Here is a 24,203-nt window from a genome sequence, read left to right on the forward strand (position 1 = left end):
CTGTTGTGCTTCCTCCTGTTAACTTTATTCCGATTTGAAGACCTGCAACTAATCATAAGGAAATAAATCACAGTTGTAAAATGATTGAAAATGATCTGTTTAATCATTTATGATGATATCTAGATAGAAACGGGAGTGAGTAAGGGAGGAAGTAGCATGGATATTAATGATTTACGTATTTTTCAGGTGGTTGCGAACCATGCAAGTATTAGCAAGGCAGCCAAGGAGATGTCTTATGTGCAGTCCAATGTAACAGCAAGAATTAAGCTACTAGAAAAAGAGCTAAAGACGCCATTATTTGATCGACATAAACGGGGAGTTAGTTTAAATAGTGAAGGCAAACGGTTGTTGGAATATACCAAAACGATTTTAACCGCCTTTGATGAAATGCAACGTTATTTTCACAGTACATCACAGCCTGCGGGCATTATGGATATTGGTGTTGTAGAAACGGTGAGTATATTTCCAACGCTTTTGTCCCAGTATTGTAGTAAATATCCAGATGTGGATTTATCAATACAAAGTGGGGTTACCAATCATTTAATTGAAAAGGTATTAGGTGGTGAGCTGGATGGTGCCATTGTAACTGGACCAATTCAGCATCCATTCATTGAACAGCATGAGGTCATTCAGGAGGAGCTTGTGCTTGTCTCTAAAAGTAAACATTTTTCATTAGAAGAAATTACGCAAAAGCCCATGTTATTATATAATAAGGGATGTGGGTACCGTCAAAAGCTAGAAGGCTGGCTGAAGGATGCAGGTATTATTCCTAAACGGATCATGGAATTTGGTACATTTGATATGATATTAGCTGGAGTACAGGCTGGTATTGGCTTAACGATTTTGCCAAAAACCGCAGTCACTCATCTAACGGATTCATCCGCTGTCTTCTGTCACCCAGTTCCTGCATCTTATCGCAAAATTACGACGGTATTTATTCATCGCAAGGATATTTATTTAACTAGCACGATTCAAGCCTTTATTGACATGATTAAACAACGCAACTCAAGGTAAATTAACAACAGTAATTTAACACGGCTAGCTAGTAAAGCAAGCAAAATTTAAGGAGGTACCAACATGAGTGTTCATATTGGAGCTACACAAGGACAAATTGCAGATACAATTTTGCTTCCGGGAGACCCGTTACGTGCAAAATATATCGCGGAAACGTATTTAGAGGATGTAACGTGCTACAATCAGGTTCGAGGCATGTTAGGTTTTACTGGTACATACCAGGGCAGACAGATTTCTGTACAAGGAACAGGCATGGGCGTTCCGTCTATTAGCATTTATGTAAACGAGTTAATTTCTGAATATAAAGTGAAAAACTTAATTCGCGTTGGAACATGTGGCGGGATGCAAAAGGATGTACACGTCAGAGATGTTATTTTAGCACAGGCATCCTGTACGGATTCAAGTATGAATCAGCACATCTTTGGTGGCTTTGATTATGCACCTATCGCTAATTTCTCCTTGCTGAAGGCAGCTTATGATGAAGGTACAGCGAGAGGGCTTAAATTGCAAGTAGGTAACGTATTTAGCTCAGATATGTTTTATCGTGATGATAAGACCTATGTCCAAAAGCTAATGGATTACGGCGTACTTGGCGTAGAAATGGAAACGACTGCACTTTACACCTTGGCGGCTAAATTTGGTGTACATGCCCTAGCAATTCTTACAGTAAGTGATCATCTTATTACAGGAGAAGAAACGACCGCTGAGGAACGTCAAACCTCCTTTAACGATATGATTCAAATGGCATTAGCTACAGCAGCTTCACTATAATGTAAATAACAAAAAACAGACCATAATCGACGCATCACCACGATACATCATGAGCATTTTCCAATTAAGATTAAGTCTTACTGGAGGAATGTGAATTGATTTTCACTGTGGGGGTGCGTTATTTTTTTATCCTAGTTCATATTCTGTTCATATTGTCGTCATTTAGAGAACATCCTTGTTCGGTAAGCTTAAATAATAGCCTTAAGCAAATAAGTCTGTAGCATTTACATAACAGCCTGATAGGTTAATATACTTGTTATAACAGGAGTTGATTACATTTGATTCACACAGCAGATAAGGGAACTTCTAGAGGGAAAAAGGCAAAAAAAGTAGTAAATATATTGCTTAAAGTTATCGCAGGTATCGTCATAGCAATTTTACTTTTTATAGCTATCGTGTTTGCAGTTAATAAAATTAGTGCCGCTTCAGAGCAAAAAAGGCTGGAGCCTTATGGTCAGCAGGTTGCTGTAGATGGCAAAAAGATGAATGTGTTTATTGGGGGACAGGGGGAGGAAACTATTGTTTTGTTGCCTGGATTTGGAACAGCTTCCCCTGTGCTTGATTTTAAGCCACTGATCGATGAGCTAACCCCTCATTATAAAGTGGTTGTGGTTGAACCGTTTGGATATGGTTTAAGTGATCAGGCCGATAAAGAACGTACCACGGCAAACATCGTAAGTGAAATTCATGAGGCATTACAGAGCTTGAAAATTAACAATTATACTTTGATGGGACATTCGATTTCTGGCATTTATAGCTTAGCTTATGTGAATCAGTATCCAAATGAAGTAAAAGCGTTTGTAGGCTTAGATAGCAGTGTTCCAGCGCTAAAAGAAGAACAGAAAATTGACTCATCGGTGACAACTCCAATTAAATGGTTCCGAGACTTGGGTTTCCATCGTATTCAATTAAAGCTGTCAGACGACCAATATGAGGGACTTCCTTATGATGAAGCTACAAAACAGCAAATCAATATTTTGATCCGCAAAAATATGTATAATAATACGCAATTAAACGAAGCAGAGCATATGAATGCTAACTTTACTGCCGCTGAAACGTTAGTTTTTCCTAATCATTTACCGTTATTATTTTTTGTGCAAGCTAACAATCCAGCAACAGATCGTTGGATTCCTGAGCATGAGAAGCAAGTGAAGCAATCTAACCATGGAGAGATGGTTCTATTAGAAGCAGGACATTACGTCCATCGTACTCATTTTAAAGAAATTGCCGAAAAGGTAAGAGCGTTTATTAGCGATGCTACTACTAGCGGTACTAACAGCAAAGATGCTAACAATAACCATGCTGACACTAACCAAACTAACAATCTAGAAAGTAGCTTATTAACTGAATCCGAGCAACAAGTTTATGATGAACTGCTTCAAAAGTTAGATAAGCAAAAGCTAATCGGACTTGAACCACTTAGTGTTGCCAAGCTGTATGTTCAGGCGAGCTTTGACCAGCAACATGATTTGCAGTATTTCCTTTATACGACGAGAGAGGGACATGTGCAATGGACAAAGGAAGAGCATGAGCAAGATCTACAAAAACAAGATAAATCGAGTCTTGCTAATGAGCTAGAAAACAGCAAACGGCTTTTTAAAAACATTGAAAAAGGTTCCTTTGTGTCTACTAGTGATTATGAAGGTTATATTAAATATGAAAAAGATGGCGATAAGGATGCCGGTTTTCAAATGGTTCAGGATGAAGATGGTATTTGGAAGGTTGCCTTCATGCCAATCCAATAGTTATTCCTTAATATAATCTTCGTAATATTGCATCAGTGATTTTGCAAATGGTGACATATTTACACGCTGGAATAAATCTGTGATCATTTTAATGTTATCAGAATTCCCGCGATTTACATGATATGTTTCATTTGATCGATCATTTTGCAATAGTGTCTCATAAAATAAAGCCATAACTTTATAAAAAAACAGCTCAGGCAGGTTAGGGGCATCCCTCAATACTTGCAAGGGCTGTTTTATTTCATTTTGTTTATGATGCTTTATACATAAAGCAATATAGTTTAAACAAATTGTTAAAATAATTTGCTTGCTTCGGTTATCCTTATTTAGCCGCTGTAATGTCTTCGGACGTAGTATAGTTTGGATCAATAAGGTTGCCCTTTCAAAAGGAAATAAATATAACGTGTTGGCAAATAACATTAATGAGTAGGGTGTCCACGATTCTATGCGAATGATCTCTTCATAAATAAGGTCAATTTCGACCTGCTCCAATTGTGTAAATGTTCCTTCTAAATTTGCAATCGTCGTTTTTAGTTGAGCAATCCATAAGGATGGGGTAGGAAGGCTTGTGCTTTGAGTATCCTTTAGTAGCTTCTTTAACGCCTTAATATCCCCATTATAGAAATGCTGATATATGAGCTGGCGCATTTGTGCTTCATGATCCTCAACCTGATAGGAGGCAATAACATTCATAAACGTCTCGATGGGAATCTCATTTTTGCTCAAAATATCAAACAAATCCTCTGCACTAATACGATGCTCCCCATGCTCCACCTTAGAATAAAAAGGAACAGAAACAACCCCGTGCACAAAGTCTGCTTGCCGTAAATTTTTCATTGTTCTAAAATGCTTTAATGCTTTTCCAATCTCCACCTGTATTCCTCCATATTAGATCATTTACATCTACAGAAAAGTGTCTTTATCATTTTCGTATACGAAAATAATATCACAATTTTTATTAATGATGTTAATTTTAAAAAACGAGAATGAAAACAAGATGGAAATGGGGAATGATGATGCATTTATTTTTAAGAAATGCTAGCTTTAGAAAACTGTCTTTAGCTAATATTTTTTCTGTTTTTGGTGATAAGCTTTACTATTTAGCTTTGATTACGTTTGTAAGTACATTTGAGCATGCCAATCTTGCGATTGGTCTAGTGTCGATCTCAGAATTACTTCCTCCTTTGTTATCTACCTTTACAGGGTATAAGGCGGATTCTACCGTAAATCGAGGTCGATACTTGTTAATTTCAGGTATAGCCCGTAGCTTTATGTATCTCATTATTGGCTTGACCTTTACGCTAGAGCTATCACAGTGGACTATTTTAATCATTGCGGTCATATTAAATTTTGTGTCTGATACATTAGGTAGCTACTCCAGTGGCTTAACGACACCCTTAACAGTAGAAGTGACTGGAGAAAAGGATTACCCTATTGCATCAGGATTTATGACAGGAATTGCCCAAATTGTTGGCTTGATTGCTCAGTTTATCGGGGTTAGCTTATTATTTATTGCTTCTTATGCCCAATTAGCCTTTATCAATGCTTCGACCTTTTTTATATCGGTGCTTATTTTGCTATTTTTTTTCAAGACCAATAACTCTCTGTATAGAAGGCAACTCCCAAAATGTGATGACATAGTCCAATCTAGCCAATCAGCCGAGTCTATGCAATCTACTGGATACCTTTTAGCGTTAAAGCAAAGCTTCAAATATTTAAAGCAAGAAAAGCAATTGCTACCGATCATCATCTCCATTTTAATGCTTAACACGGCATTATCTAGTATTACACCTATTTTGCAAATGATGATTGCTGGTAATGTAAATCTAATCATTTTTTCGTATAGTTTAACTGTCACAATTGTTGGTGCTGTCATCACGGTAAGTATGTCTGTAGGTGGAGTATTTGGCGTACCAATGCTTAAAAATTATAACCTCCAAAGTATTACCTTTAGCTGTCTTGTTGCACTAGTTTGTTTTTTTGTAACCTTATTTCTACAAAATATTTATATTATATGTGTATTTCTAATACCGGTTGGATTTTTAGTTGGCGTGTCGATCCCGAAGCTCTCTGCATGGATTGTAGGTGCTGTAGCTAGAGAAAATCTAGCCACTTCGATTGGGATTATTAATACAATACTTGTTGGCATTGCCCCGTTATCTACGTTAGTTTTTGTTACAGTGGCTAGCACCACCTCCCCGATGGTGTCCATTACAGTCTTGTTTGTGGTCTCAGTTGTGATGGCAATAATACAAGTAGTTGGCAAGGTAAAGGAAAGAGGGACAAAGTTGGGGTTACGAGTAGGAGGAGAATAATAATTAATAATGAACTGGAGGAGGGAAACCCTCTTCCATCTTCCTGAATATCTCCAATTTAGGGTCTAAAATTCGCCTTAAAGTAGTGAGTATCAAAAAAAATATGGAAGCGCACACATTTATGCTTGCCAAATAAAAAAAACAGTGGTAATCTAAGTGTGGGATTGTTACTGAAAAGGCAAAACCCAGGGCATGTTCACAATGAAACATGTTTTGGGTTTTGCCTTTTTTCTTATCCCTGATATATGCCGTACAGGTTTAACCGGTAAACATTTTGCCGAGGGGTGTGTGATGTGTAAATGGCTAAGTAGATGAAAATTATTATTTGTCCGCATTACAATGTATACGTTTTCATCATTTGGTTAAAGTTGACTTTGAAGGTGTGCAAACGTGATTACGCCCAATGTCTAAATCCTATCCTTAAAACGAATAATAGGTAAAGGGGGGGCGCTCAAATGATTATCGAGAAAGTGTTTAATAATAATGCGATCATAGCAAAGGATAAAAATAAAGATGAATTTGTTGTGATGGGACGTGGAATTGCATTTAAAAAAAGTGCAGGTGACCTAGTCCAACAAGATTTAATCGAAAAAGTGTTTATTCTCAAGCAAAAGGATGCTTCGGAAAAATTCAAATTACTGCTAGAGGATGTACCTTCAGAATATGTAGAGTTATGTTATGACATTATTGAATATGCAAAAAATATTTTAGATGTACATTTGAGCGATTATATTTATGTTTCCCTGACAGATCATATCAATAATGCATTTAAACTGTTGGACCAAGGCTTTATCAATGTTAATCCGTTATTGTGGGAAATTGAGAAGTTTTATCCTAAAGAATATGCAGTAGGAAGCAAAGCGCTTGAATTTATTGAAGAAATGACAGGTAGGCAATTGTCGAAGGATGAGGCGGGCAACATCGCGATGCATTTCATTAATGCTCAGATGAACAGCCACAATGGAAAAATCGCTGATATTGCTAAACAAGCTGAAAAAATACAAGATATATTTAATATCATTAAGTATTCTTACAATATTGTGATTGATGAAAAATCGATCAGCTATGAGCGATTTGTAACCCACTTGAAATTTTTCTTTCAGCGTTTAAATAAAAGGGAGAAAGTGAATTCCCTAGACGATTTTTTGCTAAAGCAGGTCAAGGCGAAATATAAAAAGGCTTATAGCTGTATGCTTAAAATCGAAAAGTATTTAAAGGTTGAACTGTCAGACGATGAGAAGTTATACCTCACCATTCATGTACATCGGGTTACTCATCGGGACACGGAAACTGACACTTAAATAAAATAACGGATCGTTACTGGTAACGCAGGCGAAACCACCTTTCAGATTAAGTCATTGGTCTGAAATGTATGGTTTCGCCTTTTTTATAAAATATTATAAGTAGCATTATTACTTCAGGAGGGATTCCTATGAAATACGAGGATTTAGCCAAAAGCATTATAAGCAATGTTGGTGGCAAAGAAAACGTAAATAGCTTAACTCACTGTGTAACTCGTTTACGGTTTAAGCTAAAAGACGAAGGTAAGGCAAATACAGATGTTCTTAAAAATATGGATGGTGTCGTAACTGTAATTCAAAGTGGTGGTCAATATCAGGTTGTTATCGGGAATCATGTATCAGAAGTATATGCAGCAGTAACAAGTGTTGCTGGAATCAGTGATGGCTCAGTGGAGAATGATAGCTCTGAAGAAAAAATGAGCTTGTTTAACCGCTTTATCGATATCATTTCGAGTGTATTTGCACCAACCTTAGGTGTACTTGCCGCGACAGGGATGATTAAAGGTTTTAACGCTTTATTTGAAGCACTGGGATGGTTAACCAAAACAGATGGTACTTATCAAATTTTGAACGCAGTTGGTGACTGTCTATTCTACTTCTTCCCAATTTTCTTAGGATATACTGCAGCGAAGAAGTTTAATATGAACATATTTATTGGGATGGCGATTGGTGCGAGTCTTGTGTATCCTTCGTTCACAGGTCTAATGGATCCCTCAAATACACCGTTATACACGTTGTTTGAAGGCACGATTTTCCAATCTCCAGTATATATTACGTTTTTAGGGATTCCAGTTATTTTGATGGGTTATTCATCAACCGTAATTCCGATTTTGATTTCAACTTATGTTGGTTCTAAGCTCGAAGGCATGTTTAAAAAAGTAGTTCCGAGTGTAGTTAGAACATTTTTAGTTCCATTCTTTACATTGCTAGTTATTGTTCCGTTATCTTTAATCGTGATTGGTCCAATTTCGACATGGGCAGGTACATTGCTAGGACAAGGATTGTTATGGGTTTATAACTTAAGCTCTGTTGTAGCAGGTATTTTAATTGGTGGCTTCTGGCAAGTTTTCGTTATTTTTGGTTTACACTGGGGACTTGTGCCAATCGCACTGAATAACCTTGCTGTATTAAAAAATGACCCGATTCTGGCTGCGACATTTGGTGCATCCTTTGCACAGATCGGTGTAGTGTTAGCAATTCTGTTGAAAACTAAAAATCAAAAGCTAAAATCAATTTCAATCCCAGCATTTATTTCCGGTATCTTTGGAGTTACTGAACCAGCGATTTACGGGGTTACGCTTCCTAAAAAGAAACCATTTGTTATAAGCTGTATTGCAGCCGCAGTAGGTGGAGGTATTATTGGCGGATTTGGTGTTAAAGGTTACATTATTGGTGGTTTAGGTATTTTCGGTATTCCGAGTTATATTGGTCCTAAAGGTATAGATATGAACCTATGGGGCGCGATTATCGCAATTGTAGTGAGCTTTGTATTAGGATTCTTGATGATGTTTTTTGCAGGCTTTAAGGATGACGAAGAAACAGACAACAAATCAACGAACAACAATGGTCCTACAAAAGGTGAAACACTAGTTACACAAGAAACAATTAGTAGCCCAATTAAAGGTGAAGTAAAAGCTTTGAGTGAAATTACAGACGAAGCTTTCTCCTCTGGTGCTATGGGTAAAGGGGTTGCCATTGAGCCAAGCGAAGGAAAAGTATATTCACCAGTAGATGGTGTACTTACCTCCTTGTTCTCTTCTGGTCATGCCATTGGCGTAACAAGCAACAACGGGGTAGATATTCTGATCCATGTGGGTAAAGACACTGTAAAACTAAAAGGTAAACACTTCACTGCGAAAGTAGCACAAGGAGATACCGTTAAAAAAGGTCAATTACTAATGGAATTTGACATGGCGGCAATTAAAGAAGCAGGGTACACTTTAACAACACCAGTCATTGTTTCTAACACTGCTAATTATCTTGATGTTATTGAGACCGATAAGAAAACGGTAAACCTACAAGATGACTTGTTGACTGTCGTGATTTAAAAAGTAATTTAAAAAGCTACAAGCCTCTAAGCCACCTTAAACAAGTGGAATTAGAGGCTTGTTTTATGTTTGTTAGCTACTCGAAAATTTCATGTATAATTTATATTGTTAACCTCACTTTTTTATCCACCAGCTAGAGGTCTGATAAGGACGGAAACCAATACTATAATAAAATTGCTGCGTGGAGCCAACGATGGCTTCTTTTGCGCCAAGCGCCCCACATCTCCGAATGCCCTCTAACACTGCTGCTTTTGCTAAACCAAGTCTACGATAGTTTGGATCAGTTGCAACAGGTTCAACGACGGCATATTGGGACTGAGGATCGTACCACATCCCACAATAGGCTACAAACTCCCCATCTGCATTCACAACGGCTATTTTTAAATCGAGATTTACATTAGGGCGTTTCATCTCATTTTGTAAAGCAATCAACTGCTCCTCAGAAGGATTAAAAGGTCCTTCTCCATCTAATTCATGGTTAAAACCCCTCCAAAGAACACTCCCATACTGAGTCAAGTCATAATTTTCTGCCATACTTGTGATTCTAAAGCCATCCGGCAAGCTATAGCTTAATGGATGTGAATCGATAGGTAAAATTGCCTCTTCTTGTTTCCCTTGTGAAGCGATAAAGCCAGCAGTAGCCACACTATTTTGAAATTCATAGTCAGAGTCTAAAATTAAAACTTCAAATTTCTCCTTCGTACACAAATGTTGCTGTGCATAAGTTAACATTTCTGGCTTTAAATGCTTGTAGCCGTCTAGAGTATAAATGTAGCTTTGCCCAGGCTCACAATCAAATGTTGCTAGTGCCACGATTTCTGAATCATGCTCCCATACTCCAATCTTACTTATTGCGGATTGATCAAGGTCACTATGTGTAACCATCCAATCCCATCTGCCAAAAGAAAAGTTGGGTTGGTTTAGCTTTAAGAGAAAGTCTCTAATTTTATAATAGTCCTCACCAAAGTTAACGATTTTGCAGTTATTTCTAAAATGAATTTGCATAAACAAAACCTCCATAATTATTGGATAACAACATTATGGAACAATGTAGGAGCCAAAAATATGTAAAGGTTATTTTTAAATATACTTTACCTAAATAGCGAAAAACCTCAAATAAGTAAAAGCCCAACAGAAATATTAATTTCTATCAGGCTTCACTTATTATTTATTTATTTTGTCTATTTACTATATACAATTTTTTTAATGCTCTCTACGGATAAATAAAAACTACTCGAAAGCTGTTCTATTCCTTCACCCGCTTTGAAGCGTTGCTTAATCTGAACATTTCGATTGGCTATAATTTTGCGGCTACCTGTTGCTTCTCCCCACTTTTTATGGTCTTTCTTAGGGGTAGGAATATATAACAAACCACTCGGAACATATTTTTGTAGTTCCGCTAGAAGTTTGGTCGGTAAAACCTCATCTGCTTTCAAATATTTCATTCTTGCCAGCTCCTTATTTTAAAAGTGCAATAAGGTACAAAGCTTTTACCAAGAATGAAGTGGCGATGGTGTTAAGTTACTTCATGCAAAGTATCGCCTTCATCTTAATATAGGCTTTGCATGAAGAGCTTTCTGCACATATCCGATACATACATGGTATAGGTTATACATATCTTTCAACTCCTTGAGACAAATTGAGTATTTATATCCTATAGTCAAAGTATCATGAGGAGAATAATAAGTAAATATAAAAATCACTACAAGTAGTAAAGAAATCTAAAGGAAAATTTTAAAAAATAGCGAATAGTAAATGAAAATATATTTTCGTCTCATGAATACAACGTTAACGTATAAGGAGGAATAATAATGGCGCTACAGGCAGAAGCTTTGGTGGAAGAATGGCTTTCCAAAAATGGTTATTTCACCATCAGAGGGATCAAAGACAAGCTTGATGAGATTAGCTTCCTTGCAGTTCGTTATCATGAAGAAACAGGTTGGCAATATGTGCATTGCGAAGTACAGGTGAGTGTTCGTCCTGTCACTTATATTAGCAAGCTAACGAAGTCACAAATGGAAAAGCTAGGTGTGAAGTCTAAAACTAGCTCCAAGCTACGTAACTCAGACAGCTTAAAAACAAGTGTCAAGGCATGGACAGAAATTAAATTCACTTCAGATAAAAAACGTAAAATAAGAGAAAGCCTTGTTCCAGGTGTAGAATGGGAGTATTGGTTTGTGCATGGGAAGGTGAAGGATGAAAATGAACTGGAGCATATTCAGAATTCATCCGTGAAGTTGATTCCAATTCAAACCGTGCTAGATGAACTTATTAAGAACGATACAGCACTTAGCTATGGCACATCTTCAGCAAGAGAATTAGTAGATTTAATTAAATTGTTAAACCAATCCCCTTCGGAATAACATTTTTATGTTGAAAAAAATATTTTTAAGTGAATACAGTTTGATTTGCATCGATGCATGGTACTGAGAGATTTTTTCTACTATGCATCTTTTTTTAACTTAATTTCTTGTCCTTATGACAATAATGTAAGGTTACTTTATTTTTTGTCATGTCAATGAAGGGCAATTTGCTATCAATTAAAGTATGCTTACCTAAAGTATTACCCTAAAGTATGACGATTGTGGCACAGGAGGAAGCAGTGATAAAGAGTAAAATAGTTCATACATATCAAAAATCCTTTATTTATTTCATAATTTCATTTTCCTTTTTGTTAGGAGCCTTTTATTGGGGGGCTACAAATGTGTATGCCTCAGCAGGTAACGTAGGTAATGTGACAGCTGAGCAATTTAAAAGGCAGCTTGATCAGCTTGTCCCAGAATTACAGGACAAATATGGTGTACCTGGCGTAACTATTGGAATCATTCATAACGGTAAAATGGCTTATAATTTAAGCTATGGTTATGCAAACCTTAAGGACAAGCAGACGATTACATCCAATACTGCCTTTCAAGCTGCTTCAATCTCTAAAAGCTTAACTGCCTTGGGAATTATGCAACTTGTGCAGCAGGGGAAGTTAGACTTGAATCAACCTATACATCATTATTTGACACGATGGCATTTACCGAAATCGCCCTTCAATCATGCAGAGGTTACCGTTCAAAGGCTATTAAGTCATACAGCAGGATTAGGCGTCCATGGATATCTTGGCTTAGCTAATAAGCTTCCTTCATTAGAACAGTCCTTATCAGGAGAAGGCTCATCACCTAATCCAGTTACTATAGAGACAGAGCCAGGTACAGAGGTTATTTATTCTGGTGGCGGGTATACAGTTCTTCAGCTTGTAATTGAAGAGGTAACGGGGATGTCCTTTGAGTTATACATGCAAAAATATATATTAGATCCTTTAGACATGAAGGATAGCTCCTTCCAGTTCTCAAGGGTAGAGAGACAATTGGCAACTCCATACGGCTATTTTAATAATGAGATACCCCAATATCGATTCACAGAGCAAGCTGCTGCGGGTTTATTTACGACTACACAGGATCTGATGAAATTTATGATCAAGGGTATGCGATTAGGAAATACAAGTGCAGAAGCACCAACACAATTTATTTCTAATGAGCTTATATCTAAAATGCAGCAGCCGGTTTTGGGAGGAAGTGCTCTAGGTATTTTTGTTAAACCACTGTCAACGGGAAAAAGGCTTCTTTATCACAATGGTGATAATCGGGGTTGGCATTCATTTTATGGTTATGTCCCAGCTGATTTAGAGGGCCTAGTTATTTTGACGAACAGTGAAAATGGTGCGGAGCTTAGAGAGGCGATCTATAATGAATGGCTAGAATATTTAACGGGGGAGAAGCCAAAAGGACATTATAATAGGACCTCACATCGAAATACATATTTATTAATTACGGCTATTTTAGCTTTATTGTTAGGGTTATATCTCATATTTTTTGTGAAAAAATGTGCACAAGGAGAACGGAGATTTATTACACAACACACAAGGAAGAGGAAAATTATAGTAACCATTAGAACAGGATGCTTATTAGCTATTGGTCTAGCTTTATATCTGAATGGATACCAGTGGACATTACTTCCACTATATTTGGGTATAAAGTATATTTTTATTATGATAATGTGTTGGCTTGGTGTAGCTCTGCTTGTTGGGTTGTTTCCTAAAACAAAAAAATAAAGCAGCTAGAAGCAACTGCTTTATTTACTAAGCCTATTACAAAGTATAATCGAAATTAAATATTGTCTTCACCAAATGTAATATTAATTTGTACGATTTCTGAGCGACTCCCTAGACGAATAGGGGGTCCCCAAAATCCATATCCTGAGGTGACAACTGAATGCATATTACCCTTTTGTAAATAACCCCAGTCATTTTCGTAAATTGCCTTCGTAATGAGATGAGCAGGTGCAATTTGTCCCCGATGTGTATGTCCAGACACCATAAGATCAATCCCTTCTTCATTTGCAAGGTCTAGCTCATACGGCTGATGCTCTAACAAAATAAGTGGTTTAGACTTATCAATGCCTGCCATTAGCGAGGAAAGTGGATTGCGATCCTTTTCTGTACGATCCTTGCGTCCAACTAGGGTGAACTGGTCGTTAATCGTAATGTTCTCGTCATACAATACAGACATATTACTTTGCTTCAGTGTATCGATGATGTTCTGAATAGGACCATCGTATTTATCATGATTGCCAAGTGAAGCGAAGACACCGTATTTGGCTTTTACACCACTTAAGATTTTTACAAAATCACGATTACGATACGCATCTAAATCATCATCAATAATATCTCCAGGATATAATACAAGATCAGGTTGTAGCTCATTAATCGTAGATACCATCCGCTTAGCATGATTTTCGCCTGATAATAGACCAAAATGCATATCAGATGCCATCACAATTTTTAATTGGTCTAACCCATCCACTTTTTTATTAATATGCAGGTTATACTCCCTTACAACTGGATTGTACGCCTGATAGGAACCGTATCCAAGTAACAACAGTAAGGTTGCTAACGTAATAAATCCCACCCATTTTTGTACGCGATGTCTAGGCAGTGGGGTTAACCGAGATAACCAAATACATAGATGTGCAATAGGCAACAATAGTAGTAGTAATGAGAACACCGCTAACCAATAGGAGCCGATCATCGACAAAATGGAAATGCTCCCAAATACTCTGCCTAATATTAATGATATAGCAAGAAATGAAATGATCACGATATAAAATAGCTTAAATCTCGCAGATACAACAGGTCTCATCCATCGCCAGCCACTCCAGCCGATATAAAAGACGAGAACCCCATAAATAAGTAGAAAAACAAGACCAATCAGGATAAACATATTTCAGCTCCTCTAAGTGTAAAAAAATACATACAAATAAATAGTCGTTCATATTTGTTACTTTATTATGCTTACTTACTAAAGTATCATGTTTAGACGTGATTTCTCAAGTTTTGAGTTTAAATCAGCTCCACTGTATATTTAGTTCAGTATGTAAACATGTTAAAATAACGAAGAAAGGTGGGATTATGATTCCATGTCAAAGCCATTATGGATTACACCAAGTGATTATATTGCATTTGAAGATGAAGCGGAAGCGATAGATAAATGTAAGGAATGGGGCTTAGTCACCCCTAAAGCAACAAAAATGAAAGCTTTTTATCATAAAGGGACAGGGAAAAATATAGCTTGTGAAATTGTTGGGTATGTGGATGACATTACGACAGTTATTAAACTGGAGACAGGCGGACTTCACCTCATTCATCCTTCTTATCTCAAGGAAATGCAGGCGGCGAGCTATGGCAATAAAAACACTACGACGGGTAGTGAATCAAGGGATAATGAGGCAACTAGTGATGAAGGAATTAGTGAAGAAGTAATCAGCCATAAAACAGTAGATGATGAAGCGATAAGTGATGAAGCTGCTGAGATTGATTTAGATGCAGTCGCTAAGACAGAGGAAGGAATTGAAAATTTTCTGGACACATCTGTAGAGCCTTTAGAGGGTGTTGTTGATATTAGCTTTCCAGAAGATGATGAGTCCTCGATAGCATCCTTGGAGCCAATTATTAAGCCAAAACAAACTAAGGAAGCCAAGGAAGGTAAGGTTAAAAAAGCGAAGCAACCCAAGCTGGAATTACCTGTGGACAAGGTGAAAATGAGTGCAAAGGTTGCTGAGTTTACAACGGTTCCGAATCACTTCTCGGAAAGTGAGGATGAGGTGATTATTTACGAAGAGGTGAAGGTGATTGAACCTGAGCTATTGATTGGCGAAGCTTGGTCAAGCCATAGTGCCACCATGAAAAAACAGGAGTTGGAAGTCGGTGACGTACTCACATTTGAGGCTAAAATTGTAGCTAAAAAGTTAACAAAGCATCCTGTTGCTTATAAAATAAACAACCCTTCTAAAATTCAAAAAAATGAAGAATCCTAATGGGAAAGTAATAACCCTAATTTTAAAAAAAGTAAGACGGTAAAGGTACAGATTATGTGCCTTTAGCCGTCTTTTTTTAGTTGGTATGTATGTTATCTAATCAAGAGGAGTACATATTTTTATTGACAAAGTGTATTAACTGTACTAATAATAGTAATACAGTTAATACACTTATTTCACAATAAGAGAAGGGAGGGACAACATGTTTGAACTTGACGTACGGAGTCGGAAGCCGATTTATGAGCAGTTGATGGATAAAATTAAAGAAATGATCGTATATGGCGTACTTCAGGTGGATGAGCAGTTGCCATCTGTACGTACTTTATCAACCCAACTCACAGTGAATCCAAATACAATTCAAAAGGCGTATAGAGAGCTGGAGCGAGAGGGCTATATTTATTCCATGCAAGGAAAAGGAAGCTTTGTGGCTGAATATACGGGAGGGCAAAATTCAGAGATGTTGATACAATTACAAGCTGGATTTGTGAAGCTGATTGCGGAAGCAAGCTATTCGGGATTAAATCATCAGGATGTCGCTCAAGCTTTTGAAGCTGCGTTAAAGCAAGTGCAGGAAAGCCACACAGATAAAGAAGACAACGAAAAAGACAAAGATAAAGATAAAGATAAAGAGAAGGAAAAGGAGGGTCCTCATGATTCGAATTAATCAGCTCACTAAATCGTTTGATAAAGAGCGAGCTATAGATGAAGTCAGTCTTCATATACGAAAAGGCTCAATTTATGGCCTGTTAGGCTCTAACGGCGCGGGCAAAACAACCTTGCTGAAGGTGCTTGCAGGTATATATCGCGCAGACAATGGTAGCGTTCAAATTCATAAGCAGGATGTATTTGAGAACATAGAGTTAAAAGGGAAGATCATGTTTATGGCGGATACACCGTACTTTTTTCCGCAGTCATCAATTTTACAAATGAGTAGTTTCTATAAGCAGATTTACCCCCATTGGAGTGAGCAACGTTTCCATGAGCTTGGTCAAATATTTAAGCTGGATCCGAAGCAAAAACTACATCGTATGTCTAAAGGGATGCAACGACAAGCAGCTTTTTGGTTAGCGTTAAGCTGTAATCCAGAATTGCTTATTATGGATGAGCCCATTGATGGACTTGACCCCGTGATGCGTCAGCAAATTAAAAACTTATTGTTCCAAGAGGTAGCAGATCGAGAACTCACTGTACTCATCTCCTCACATAATTTACGGGAAATTGAAGATTTGTGCGACCATGTCGGGATTATGCATAAGGGAAAAATGATTGTGGAGAAGGAATTGGATGATCTCAAGGCAGATACACACAAAATCCAAGTTGCCTTTCGTAACCCACAGGATGCAGATGCCATACAAGGACAGCTCAACCTACTACATTCAGAGCGAAGGGGGAGTATTGTGTTGTACATTGCAAAAGGTGAGCGAGAACAAATCAAAGCACAATTTCAAAACTATAAACCTTATGTGCTAGATATTTTACCATTAACGTTAGAGGAAATATTCATTTATGAAATGGAGGATGTAGGTTATGACGTCACACCGCTTATATTGTAATCGCAGCATCCTCATTCAAAATTTTAGGCAACATGGCTGGATTAGTGTTTTATACTTGCTAGCTTTACTATTTGTTTCGCCTTTATATATGTTGGGGAGAACAGCTGAAAATCGGATATCGATTTCAAGTTTATTTGAAGTAAATGGTTCAGGCCAAGGGCTAATGATTCTAATTTTCCCTGTACTTGCGGGTATTTTTATTCTTCGATATATTCAGTCGAATAAGCAGTCAATCTTAATTCATAGTTTACCCCTTCGGAGACAGCATATTTTAAGCACAAATCTAATTTCAGGTATTATTATGCTGTTAGTCCCGATTTGGATTGTTGCAGGATTTACCGCCATATTATCATCCGTCACTACATTATATTATGAATTTTCTGGTTTAATCATTTTAGAATGGGGTTTAGCTGTTAGCATATTTACTTTATTTATGTTCAGCTTCACCGTATTTGTAGGTGTATGTATAGGGCAATCGATCCTACAAGGAATTGTTACTTATGCGTTTTTGATCTTTCCAGCATTAATGAGTGCTTTAATTAAAGAGCATTTATCCTTCTATTTAAAAGGGTATTATGTAGCTGATAGACTAGGCTTTGACAATGCAGTGATATCCCCCTTTATTTATATGACTAATTTAGGGAATCCTGCGCCAGACTTAACTTTATTGTTAATTTATTTTGGTCTAACTATTTTATTTACAGCCCTATCTTTTGGTTTATATAAGCTTCGTCAGGTTGAAAATGCGACACAAGCGATAGCTTTTAAATTTTTAAAGCCCCTATTTCGGATTGTGATGATGCTTGGGTCAGCGTTAATTATGGAAGAATATTTTTCAATCCAGTGGACGAATTGGATATCTGCTTGGACTGTGGTAGGTTCTATCATTGGTGGATTAATAGGATTAATACTCGCGGAAATGATTCTTCTGAAAACATGGCTAGTTCCATTTCGTGTCTTATCCAAAGGAGTTTTAATCTACGGAACTATAACAGTGCTGATGTTGTATATCCCTGTTGCAAGTTGGAATGGCTACTCAAGTAAAGTTCCTGCTTTAGCGCAAATCGAGAGTGTAAGTATGGGGCATCCTTATTTTTATTTGGATAATTACACAAGGACGGGAAGGGAGGCAAAGCAATATTCTAATGACCCAGTGTATATGAGTGCAGTTCATCAATTACATGAGAAACTGATTGAAACTGATTTCCCAACACCTAGCCGTAGATATGAGGCAAAAGGAAATGAGATGATCTCTATCCGTTATAAGCTTAAGGATGGGGGAGAGTTAATTAGAAATTATAATTTCCCAACAAGCAAATTTGAACAAGAGCTGTTGGCAGTCTACAATACAGATGCTTACAAATATAATGAAAATCGATTGTATGAATTTGATTATGTAATTAGAAGTATTACTTTAACCTCAGAGTTGATACCCGAACGTATAATTGTAATCAGTGACCCGCAGGAAATGGAGGAGTTTAAAAAGCTATTAAAGGAAGAGATTTTATCTCAGCCAGCAAGTTTAAAATCAAATGATATTGCTCCAATAGCCCGTATTTCAATGAGTCATGGTTATGATAGCAATGATTGGTCAGGTGAGATTAAGTCTAGCTTTGACAAGATCCGTGTTTGGTTAAAGGAAAAAGGATTATCAGAGCGTATTGAAGTCACACCAGAACAAGTCGAGTCTGCGGATATTGCTTTGGTCTCTATAAAAACGCCAGGATATACTTATCCTCATAAAGATGATGTAAAGGTAAAAATGAAAGATATAAAAAAAATATCTGTTGAGGATAAAGCTATTATTTCTGAGATTTTAAACCGCAATAGTCGTACATTTGAAAGCCGTGGTGAGCAAGTATTTTATGTAGCCCTAAAGCTTAAAAATGGTCAAGAAGCATATACGATGGTAAGAGAAAAAAATGCCTCTACAGCTTTAAAGGGATTGTTTAATTAGGGGCAAAAAATAAAAAACGGATAGAAAATATAGAGATATAGAAAGAGTTACAAAGAGATAAAATTTAGAGATATGAAAAGGAATCCCCTTATGTTCAACATCAAGATACGCTTGTTATACAGAGCCTATTTTATGATGTGATCTAAGGGGATTATATTTAATTAGCTGTAGGAGGCGCAAAATGAAAGACAAAGTAACGAAAGTGACCAAGCTTCTCTTTACTATTTATTTAATTGCATTAGTGTGGATTATTTTATTTAAATTAAGCTTATCGTTTGAGGATCTAGGTCTCATGAGGAGTATCAATCTAATCCCATTTAACGAATCGCTTGTACTTAATAACAAGTTAGATTTCAGTGAAATCATAATGAATGTCATTATTTTTATGCCGCTTGGCATTTACATAGGAATCCTTTGTCCAAAATGGTCGGCAGGGAGTAAGATCTTCCTATTCTTTTTAGTCAGCTTATTATGTGAAGTCTTCCAATATATTTTGCGTGTAGGTGCATCTGATATTACAGATATTATTAACAATACCGTTGGTGGTATCGTTGGTTTACTTATTTACTTTGGGCTTGTGAAAATTTTCAAAGATAGATTAAAAGCGCAGAGATTTATTAATGTACTTGCTGGGATTGGGACAACATTGATGGTGGTTGTGCTAGCGGTTATTGTGGTGAGTAATATGTAATGAAGATTGATTTTAAACTTTATAGGGTACAGAAATTCATAGCAACAACCTCCACTGAATTGTCATGAGAGATTCAGTGGAGGCTGTTGCTATTTTAATTTGTGCACTCGTATAGAGTGCGACATGCTCCAAAGCTTATGACTATAAGCGATTTAAGATTTCAATCCACGCACTCACATAGAGTGCGACGACATCTCAAATAAAATAGGAGCAACTATATCTTTTATTTCAATCCACGCACTCACATAGAGTGCGACTATTTATTAATAATGTTGGGATGGTGATTATAATATTTCAATCCACGCACTCACATAGAGTGCGACATCCGACGGGTACGTTTCAGCCGCGTAAGATGATATTTCAATCCACGCACTCACATAGAGTGCGACATAAACAATACGTAAAAGAGGGCTTTGTTATCCTCGATTTCAATCCACGCACTCACATAGAGTGCGACTAGAGTTGAAAAAAACAATCAAAAACCAACACCAATTTCAATCCACGCACTCACATAGAGTGCGACGCGCCTGATGCAATCATACTACGCCGCTTAAATTGGATTTCAATCCACGCACTCACATAGAGTGCGACAGCACTATAAGCACGAGAGTAGGAAATGGTAAAGATTTCAATCCACGCACTCACATAGAGTGCGACTTAGTATGTGGGATGACATGATTAACTTTTTCAAAGATTTCAATCCACGCACTCACATAGAGTGCGACTATGACTCAAAATAGCCAAGCTGCCGAAACCCTATTTCAATCCACGCACTCACATAGAGTGCGACTTGTGTGGATTAAATTAATTGATATTGATTAGGAGATTTCAATCCACGCACTCACATAGAGTGCGACAGCGGCACTTTTCACCCCTTGTGCCACAAGGGATTTAAGCCGCAAAAGCGCGAAGGAAATATGTAAGCGTTTTAATTATACCTAAAAAATGACCAAAACGCTACAATCCCTTATGGGGCTTGAGGTGCGGAGGAGCCGGGTTTTCATGTGAGCTTGGGGTTCGCACCAAGGCATGTATATCCCACTTTCCACTACTCAACATTTTAAATCATTAATTAAATCTCTTAATGTGTATCAATATGAAACGTACCTATTTCTTGATAATGCTCTAGTTTATAGTTGATGATGCCCAAACTACGATTTAGCATATTAATTTGATCCAAAATTTTGTCCTTATGCTCTTCTAGCAAATGTTTCCGCTCTTCACATGTCGCTGAGCCCTCTAAGCACAATGTCATAAATGCTCTGATTTCATCTAAAGACATGCCACTATCCTTAAGACAACATACTAATTCAAGCCAGCAGATGTCCATTTCAGAGTATTTGCGTGTACCGTATTCCGTCTTTTTTAATAAAGGCATAAGCCCTTCTTTATCATAATAACGTAAGGTTGAAGGGGGGAGTTTTGTACGTTCTGCAACCTGTTTAATTGTAAACTCCACAGAAATTCTCCTCTCTACAGAGAATGGTGCTTGACTTAAAGCTTAGTTTAACTCCTATTATTAGATTGAGCAATACAAATGTACGACTTTAACACGCAAACCTGTATATGAAATAACTTGGTACAAAATCTGAAGGAGAGTGATTGCATTGAAATATAGACGTCTAGGAAACAGTGGACTTAAAGTAAGTGAAATTGGGCTAGGAAGTTGGTTAACGTATGGCTCGGCAACCGCAGAGGAAACGGCACAGGCATGTATTCACAAGGCGTATGAGTTAGGCATTAATTTCTTCGACACCTCTAATTCATATGCTGGAGCGGAAAAGGTAATGGGGAACGCCTTAAAATCCTACCCTCGCAGCAGTTATGTACTTGCTACAAAATTGTTTTTTCCACAAGGAAGTGGACCAAATGACAGAGGATTGTCACGCAAGCATATTATGGAGCAATGTGAAGCGAGCTTGAAAAGATTAGGCACAGATTATATCGATTTATATCAATGTCATCGCTTCGATGCTGACACACCAATGGAAGAAACACTTCGAGCGTTAGATGATCTCAAGATACAGGGGAAAATTTTATATTCTGGTGTAAGCGAGTGGTCTGCGTCGCAAATTGCAGAGGCAACGTCAATTAGTAAGCGGTTGCACTTACGCCCATTAATTTCGAATCAACCAATCTACAATATGTTTGAACGCTACATTGAAAAGGAAAATGTAATTACACAATGTCAGCAGGATGGTGTTGGATTAGTCGTATTTTCACCGCTTGCTCAAGGGGTGTTGACGGGTAAATACAAGCCAGGGCAAGAAATTCCGCAAAATAGTAGAGCGGCTAATGAGCAAACGAATGGGGTAATTAACAGCTACCTACGTGAAGATGTGTTGAACTGTGTAGCTAAGCTAATGGATGTAGCAAATAATATGGGATGCACCTTGTCACAGCTAGCACTAGCTTGGGTATTACGCCAACCTGTTGTGAGCTCCGCTATTATCGGCTCAAGCCGTCCTTCTCAAATTGAAGAAAACGTGAAGGCATTGGAGGTAAACTTAACCCCAGAGGTGGTTGCAACAATGGATACTATTTTGTCTGAGGTTAGCGACTTTGCACCAATGAGATAAAACATAAAGTAGAGAAAGAGAAATAGTAGAGATAGAAACAATAGAGATAGAAAATAGCAGAAATGAGATATAAAAGGTAGACGTAAAAAGATAGATAAAAGAAGGTAGGCAAAAGCAAAAACCCCTTAGCTATTAGCAAAAACTAAGTCGCCATTAAAGATGTTACGGAGCACTTAGTCATTGTTTGGCTAAGGGGTTTTCGTAGTGACTTTGCTTACATTAGTTTAAAAACTATTTTATTAATTAAATAAGCTATTAATATAGTGAACTTTATTACTATAATAATATTGTGAAATAATGCACAAGGGGGCAAATACAAAATGAAAAAGAAAACAACGGTCCTATTTACACTCCTTCTTTCCATGATTCTTGTTATTGCAGGATGTGGAAATAGTGGTAGCAGTAATACCGACAAGAAAGCTAATGAACCACAAACGAAAAATGAGGAGAAAAAGGAAGATTCGGTTGCAGGTGCGTCTCAAGCTTCATATACTCCAATTGACCAATTAAAAGATAATTACGATATTATTATTGTTGGTGCAGGTGGTGCGGGTATGTCTGCTGCACTTGAAGCAAAGGAAAAAGGATTAAACCCTGTTATTTTTGAAAAAATGCCAGTAGCTGGTGGGAATACTACAAAATCTTCTTCTGGTATGAATGCTTCACAAACGAAATTCCAAAAAGAACAAGGGATTGAAGATAAAAACGATTTATTTTATGAAGAAACTTTAGCTGGGGGTCACAATACAAACGATAAAGAAATGCTTCGTTTCTTTGTAGACAACTCTGCTAGCGCAATTGACTGGTTAGATTCAATCGGCATCAAATTAAACAACATTACCATTACAGGTGGGATGAAGGAAAAACGTACTCACCGTCCTGAAGATGGTTCCGCAGTAGGTAAGTATCTTGTAACTGGTTTAGTGAAAAATGTACAAGAAAAAAGTATTCCATTGTTTGTAAATGCAGATGTAAAAGAAATTACACAAGCAGACGGTAAAGTAAACGGTGTGAAAGTCGTTATTGACCAAAAAGATGAAAAAACGATTACTGCAAAAGCAGTAGTAGTGACTACAGGTGGATTTGGTTCAAACGCTGATTTAATTGCTAAAGTTAGACCAGATCTAAAAGGCTTAGTAACTACAAACCAAGTAGGTAGCACTGGTGACGGGATTACAATGATTGAAAAGCTTGGTGGGGTTACAGTGGATATGGATCAAATTCAAGTGCATCCAACCGTACAACAAGATAAGTCTTATTTGATTGGTGAAGCTGTACGTGGTGAAGGCGCAATTATGGTTTCTAATGAAGGTAAACGTTTTGTAAATGAATTGAATACACGTGATAAAGTAACAGCAGCTATTAATACATTACCTGAAAAAGCAGCAACTTTAGTGTTTGATTCAGGTGTAAAATCTCGCGTAAAAGCAATTGAGCAATACGACAAAATGGGCTTTGTTGTAAAAGGTGACACAATTGAAGATTTAGCAAAAGCAATTAATGTTCCTGCGGATCAATTAAAAGCAACGATGGACACTTGGAACAAAGCAGTGAAGGACAAAAAAGATAGTGAATTTGATAGAACAACAGGAATGGATAATGACTTATCTGGTGCACCTTATTATGCAATCAAAATCGCACCAGGAATTCACTATACAATGGGTGGTATTAAAATCAACACAAACACAGAAGTGTTAAATAAAGACGGTCAACCGATTGCTGGTTTATTTGCAGCAGGGGAAGTAACTGGTGGATTACATGGTGAAAACCGTATCGGTGGTAACTCTGTAGCTGAAATCATCATTTTTGGACGTCAAGCAGGAATCAAATCTGCGGAATATGTTCAAGCAAAATAATATAAGGTCTTAT

General features: G+C 37.3%; 19 protein-coding genes, 1 pseudogene and 1 CRISPR repeat array. Of the genes and pseudogenes, 15 read left to right on the forward strand and 5 right to left on the reverse strand.

Translation table 11 applies throughout. The features are described 5' to 3' along the window. Positions 1–156: 156 nt before the first annotated feature. The 3 genes and pseudogenes from ABE099_RS00155 to ABE099_RS00165 form a co-directional block, all read left to right on the forward strand. The gene (locus ABE099_RS00155) at positions 157–1,014 is read left to right on the forward strand and encodes a LysR family transcriptional regulator (RefSeq protein WP_430026471.1); all 858 of its coding nucleotides are present in this window, start codon (positions 157–159) and stop codon (positions 1,012–1,014) included. A 63-nt stretch (positions 1,015–1,077) separates the two neighbouring features. Continuing rightward, positions 1,078–1,785: a purine-nucleoside phosphorylase gene (gene deoD, locus ABE099_RS00160; protein WP_430026472.1), complete on the forward strand. Its 708-nt coding sequence runs from the start codon at positions 1,078–1,080 to the stop codon at positions 1,783–1,785. Between the two features lie 278 nt (positions 1,786–2,063). Next, a pseudogene (locus tag ABE099_RS00165) lies at positions 2,064–3,041 on the forward strand (alpha/beta fold hydrolase); the annotation flags it as partial. 489 nt (positions 3,042–3,530) lie between these two features. Here the strand turns inward: ABE099_RS00165 and ABE099_RS00170 are convergent. Then, complete coding sequence (locus tag ABE099_RS00170) at positions 3,531–4,403, reverse strand: hypothetical protein (protein WP_430026474.1); 873 nt, start codon at positions 4,401–4,403, stop codon at positions 3,531–3,533. A gap of 140 nt (positions 4,404–4,543) precedes the next feature. Here ABE099_RS00170 and ABE099_RS00175 point away from each other — a divergent pair, with 140 nt between their 5' ends. The 3 genes from ABE099_RS00175 (at position 4,544) to ABE099_RS00185 (ending at position 9,194) form a co-directional block, all read left to right on the forward strand. Further along, on the forward strand, positions 4,544–5,845 hold the full coding sequence (locus tag ABE099_RS00175) for an MFS transporter (protein ID WP_430026475.1): 1,302 nt from the start codon (positions 4,544–4,546) through the stop codon (positions 5,843–5,845). A gap of 455 nt (positions 5,846–6,300) precedes the next feature. Continuing rightward, on the forward strand, positions 6,301–7,146 hold the full coding sequence (gene licT / locus ABE099_RS00180) for a BglG family transcription antiterminator LicT (protein ID WP_430026476.1): 846 nt from the start codon (positions 6,301–6,303) through the stop codon (positions 7,144–7,146). A 131-nt stretch (positions 7,147–7,277) separates the two neighbouring features. Beyond that, positions 7,278–9,194, forward strand: a complete 1,917-nt coding sequence (locus ABE099_RS00185) for a beta-glucoside-specific PTS transporter subunit IIABC (RefSeq protein WP_430026478.1) — start codon at positions 7,278–7,280, stop codon at positions 9,192–9,194. Between the two features lie 114 nt (positions 9,195–9,308). On the opposite strand, the gene ABE099_RS00190 is transcribed toward ABE099_RS00185, so the two are convergent. Together ABE099_RS00190 and ABE099_RS00195 are read right to left on the reverse strand one after the other, a co-directional pair. Next, complete coding sequence (locus tag ABE099_RS00190) at positions 9,309–10,199, reverse strand: GNAT family N-acetyltransferase (protein ID WP_430026480.1); 891 nt, start codon at positions 10,197–10,199, stop codon at positions 9,309–9,311. A 176-nt stretch (positions 10,200–10,375) separates the two neighbouring features. Beyond that, entirely contained in the window at positions 10,376–10,639 is a 264-nt protein-coding gene (locus tag ABE099_RS00195; RefSeq protein WP_430026482.1) for a CD3324 family protein, read from the reverse strand. Positions 10,640–11,005: 366 nt separating this feature from the next. On the opposite strand from ABE099_RS00195, the gene ABE099_RS00200 reads away from it, so the two are divergent. Together ABE099_RS00200 and ABE099_RS00205 are read left to right on the forward strand one after the other, a co-directional pair. Next, positions 11,006–11,557, forward strand: a complete 552-nt coding sequence (locus tag ABE099_RS00200) for a hypothetical protein (RefSeq protein WP_430026484.1) — start codon at positions 11,006–11,008, stop codon at positions 11,555–11,557. A gap of 212 nt (positions 11,558–11,769) precedes the next feature. After that, positions 11,770–13,293, forward strand: coding sequence for a serine hydrolase domain-containing protein (locus ABE099_RS00205; RefSeq protein ID WP_430026486.1), 1,524 nt, complete (start codon positions 11,770–11,772; stop codon positions 13,291–13,293). Between the two features lie 55 nt (positions 13,294–13,348). On the opposite strand, the gene ABE099_RS00210 is transcribed toward ABE099_RS00205, so the two are convergent. Continuing rightward, entirely contained in the window at positions 13,349–14,461 is a 1,113-nt protein-coding gene (locus ABE099_RS00210; protein WP_430026488.1) for a metallophosphoesterase, read from the reverse strand. Positions 14,462–14,657: 196 nt separating this feature from the next. On the opposite strand from ABE099_RS00210, the gene ABE099_RS00215 reads away from it, so the two are divergent. The 5 genes from ABE099_RS00215 to ABE099_RS00235 all read left to right on the forward strand — a co-directional run bounded on the left by ABE099_RS00215 (position 14,658) and on the right by ABE099_RS00235 (position 19,755). Further along, positions 14,658–15,554 carry a hypothetical protein gene (locus ABE099_RS00215; protein ID WP_430026490.1) on the forward strand — a complete coding sequence of 299 codons (897 nt, stop codon included), beginning with the start codon at positions 14,658–14,660 and terminating at the stop codon, positions 15,552–15,554. Positions 15,555–15,756: 202 nt separating this feature from the next. Further along, positions 15,757–16,218: a GntR family transcriptional regulator gene (locus ABE099_RS00220; RefSeq protein WP_430026492.1), complete on the forward strand. Its 462-nt coding sequence runs from the start codon at positions 15,757–15,759 to the stop codon at positions 16,216–16,218. After that, positions 16,205–17,107, forward strand: a complete 903-nt coding sequence (locus ABE099_RS00225; RefSeq protein ID WP_430026493.1) for an ABC transporter ATP-binding protein — start codon at positions 16,205–16,207, stop codon at positions 17,105–17,107. Before ABE099_RS00220 ends, ABE099_RS00225 begins: the two co-directional genes overlap by 14 nt. Beyond that, positions 17,082–19,064: a hypothetical protein gene (locus ABE099_RS00230; protein WP_430026495.1), complete on the forward strand. Its 1,983-nt coding sequence runs from the start codon at positions 17,082–17,084 to the stop codon at positions 19,062–19,064. Before ABE099_RS00225 ends, ABE099_RS00230 begins: the two co-directional genes overlap by 26 nt. Positions 19,065–19,245: 181 nt before the next feature. After that, the gene (locus ABE099_RS00235; RefSeq protein WP_430026496.1) at positions 19,246–19,755 is read left to right on the forward strand and encodes a VanZ family protein; all 510 of its coding nucleotides are present in this window, start codon (positions 19,246–19,248) and stop codon (positions 19,753–19,755) included. Between the two features lie 157 nt (positions 19,756–19,912). Beyond that, positions 19,913–20,612: a CRISPR direct-repeat array (repeat unit 32 nt; unit sequence ATTTCAATCCACGCACTCACATAGAGTGCGAC). Positions 20,613–20,836: 224 nt separating this feature from the next. On the opposite strand, the gene ABE099_RS00240 is transcribed toward ABE099_RS00235, so the two are convergent. After that, complete coding sequence (locus ABE099_RS00240; RefSeq protein ID WP_430026498.1) at positions 20,837–21,214, reverse strand: MerR family transcriptional regulator; 378 nt, start codon at positions 21,212–21,214, stop codon at positions 20,837–20,839. Between the two features lie 148 nt (positions 21,215–21,362). Here ABE099_RS00240 and ABE099_RS00245 point away from each other — a divergent pair, with 148 nt between their 5' ends. Then, on the forward strand, positions 21,363–22,334 hold the full coding sequence (locus ABE099_RS00245; protein ID WP_430026500.1) for an aldo/keto reductase family protein: 972 nt from the start codon (positions 21,363–21,365) through the stop codon (positions 22,332–22,334). A gap of 320 nt (positions 22,335–22,654) precedes the next feature. Further along, on the forward strand, positions 22,655–24,190 hold the full coding sequence (locus ABE099_RS00250; protein WP_430026502.1) for a flavocytochrome c: 1,536 nt from the start codon (positions 22,655–22,657) through the stop codon (positions 24,188–24,190). Positions 24,191–24,203 lie beyond the last annotated feature (13 nt).

Origin of the sequence: Paenibacillus turicensis (assembly GCF_050461185.1) — a bacterium.
Classification (GTDB): domain Bacteria; phylum Bacillota; class Bacilli; order Paenibacillales; family Paenibacillaceae; genus Fontibacillus; species Fontibacillus turicensis_A.

Bases quoted from the DNA above. Each gene is read 5' to 3' on its own strand.
- ABE099_RS00200 (WP_430026484.1), top strand. From the start codon at position 11,006: ATGGCGCTACAGGCAGAAGCTTTGGTGGAAGAATGGCTTTCCAAAAAT.
- ABE099_RS00175 (WP_430026475.1), top strand. From the start codon at position 4,544: ATGATGCATTTATTTTTAAGAAATGCTAGCTTTAGAAAACTGTCTTTA.
- ABE099_RS00230 (WP_430026495.1), top strand. From the start codon at position 17,082: ATGACGTCACACCGCTTATATTGTAATCGCAGCATCCTCATTCAAAAT.
- ABE099_RS00190 (WP_430026480.1), bottom strand. From the start codon at position 10,199: ATGCAAATTCATTTTAGAAATAACTGCAAAATCGTTAACTTTGGTGAG.
- ABE099_RS00215 (WP_430026490.1), top strand. From the start codon at position 14,658: ATGTCAAAGCCATTATGGATTACACCAAGTGATTATATTGCATTTGAA.
- deoD (WP_430026472.1), top strand. From the start codon at position 1,078: ATGAGTGTTCATATTGGAGCTACACAAGGACAAATTGCAGATACAATT.
- ABE099_RS00210 (WP_430026488.1), bottom strand. From the start codon at position 14,461: ATGTTTATCCTGATTGGTCTTGTTTTTCTACTTATTTATGGGGTTCTC.
- ABE099_RS00205 (WP_430026486.1), top strand. From the start codon at position 11,770: ATGACGATTGTGGCACAGGAGGAAGCAGTGATAAAGAGTAAAATAGTT.
- ABE099_RS00250 (WP_430026502.1), top strand. From the start codon at position 22,655: ATGAAAAAGAAAACAACGGTCCTATTTACACTCCTTCTTTCCATGATT.
- ABE099_RS00185 (WP_430026478.1), top strand. From the start codon at position 7,278: ATGAAATACGAGGATTTAGCCAAAAGCATTATAAGCAATGTTGGTGGC.
- ABE099_RS00235 (WP_430026496.1), top strand. From the start codon at position 19,246: ATGAAAGACAAAGTAACGAAAGTGACCAAGCTTCTCTTTACTATTTAT.
- ABE099_RS00155 (WP_430026471.1), top strand. From the start codon at position 157: ATGGATATTAATGATTTACGTATTTTTCAGGTGGTTGCGAACCATGCA.
- ABE099_RS00220 (WP_430026492.1), top strand. From the start codon at position 15,757: ATGTTTGAACTTGACGTACGGAGTCGGAAGCCGATTTATGAGCAGTTG.
- licT (WP_430026476.1), top strand. From the start codon at position 6,301: ATGATTATCGAGAAAGTGTTTAATAATAATGCGATCATAGCAAAGGAT.
- ABE099_RS00225 (WP_430026493.1), top strand. From the start codon at position 16,205: ATGATTCGAATTAATCAGCTCACTAAATCGTTTGATAAAGAGCGAGCT.
- ABE099_RS00195 (WP_430026482.1), bottom strand. From the start codon at position 10,639: ATGAAATATTTGAAAGCAGATGAGGTTTTACCGACCAAACTTCTAGCG.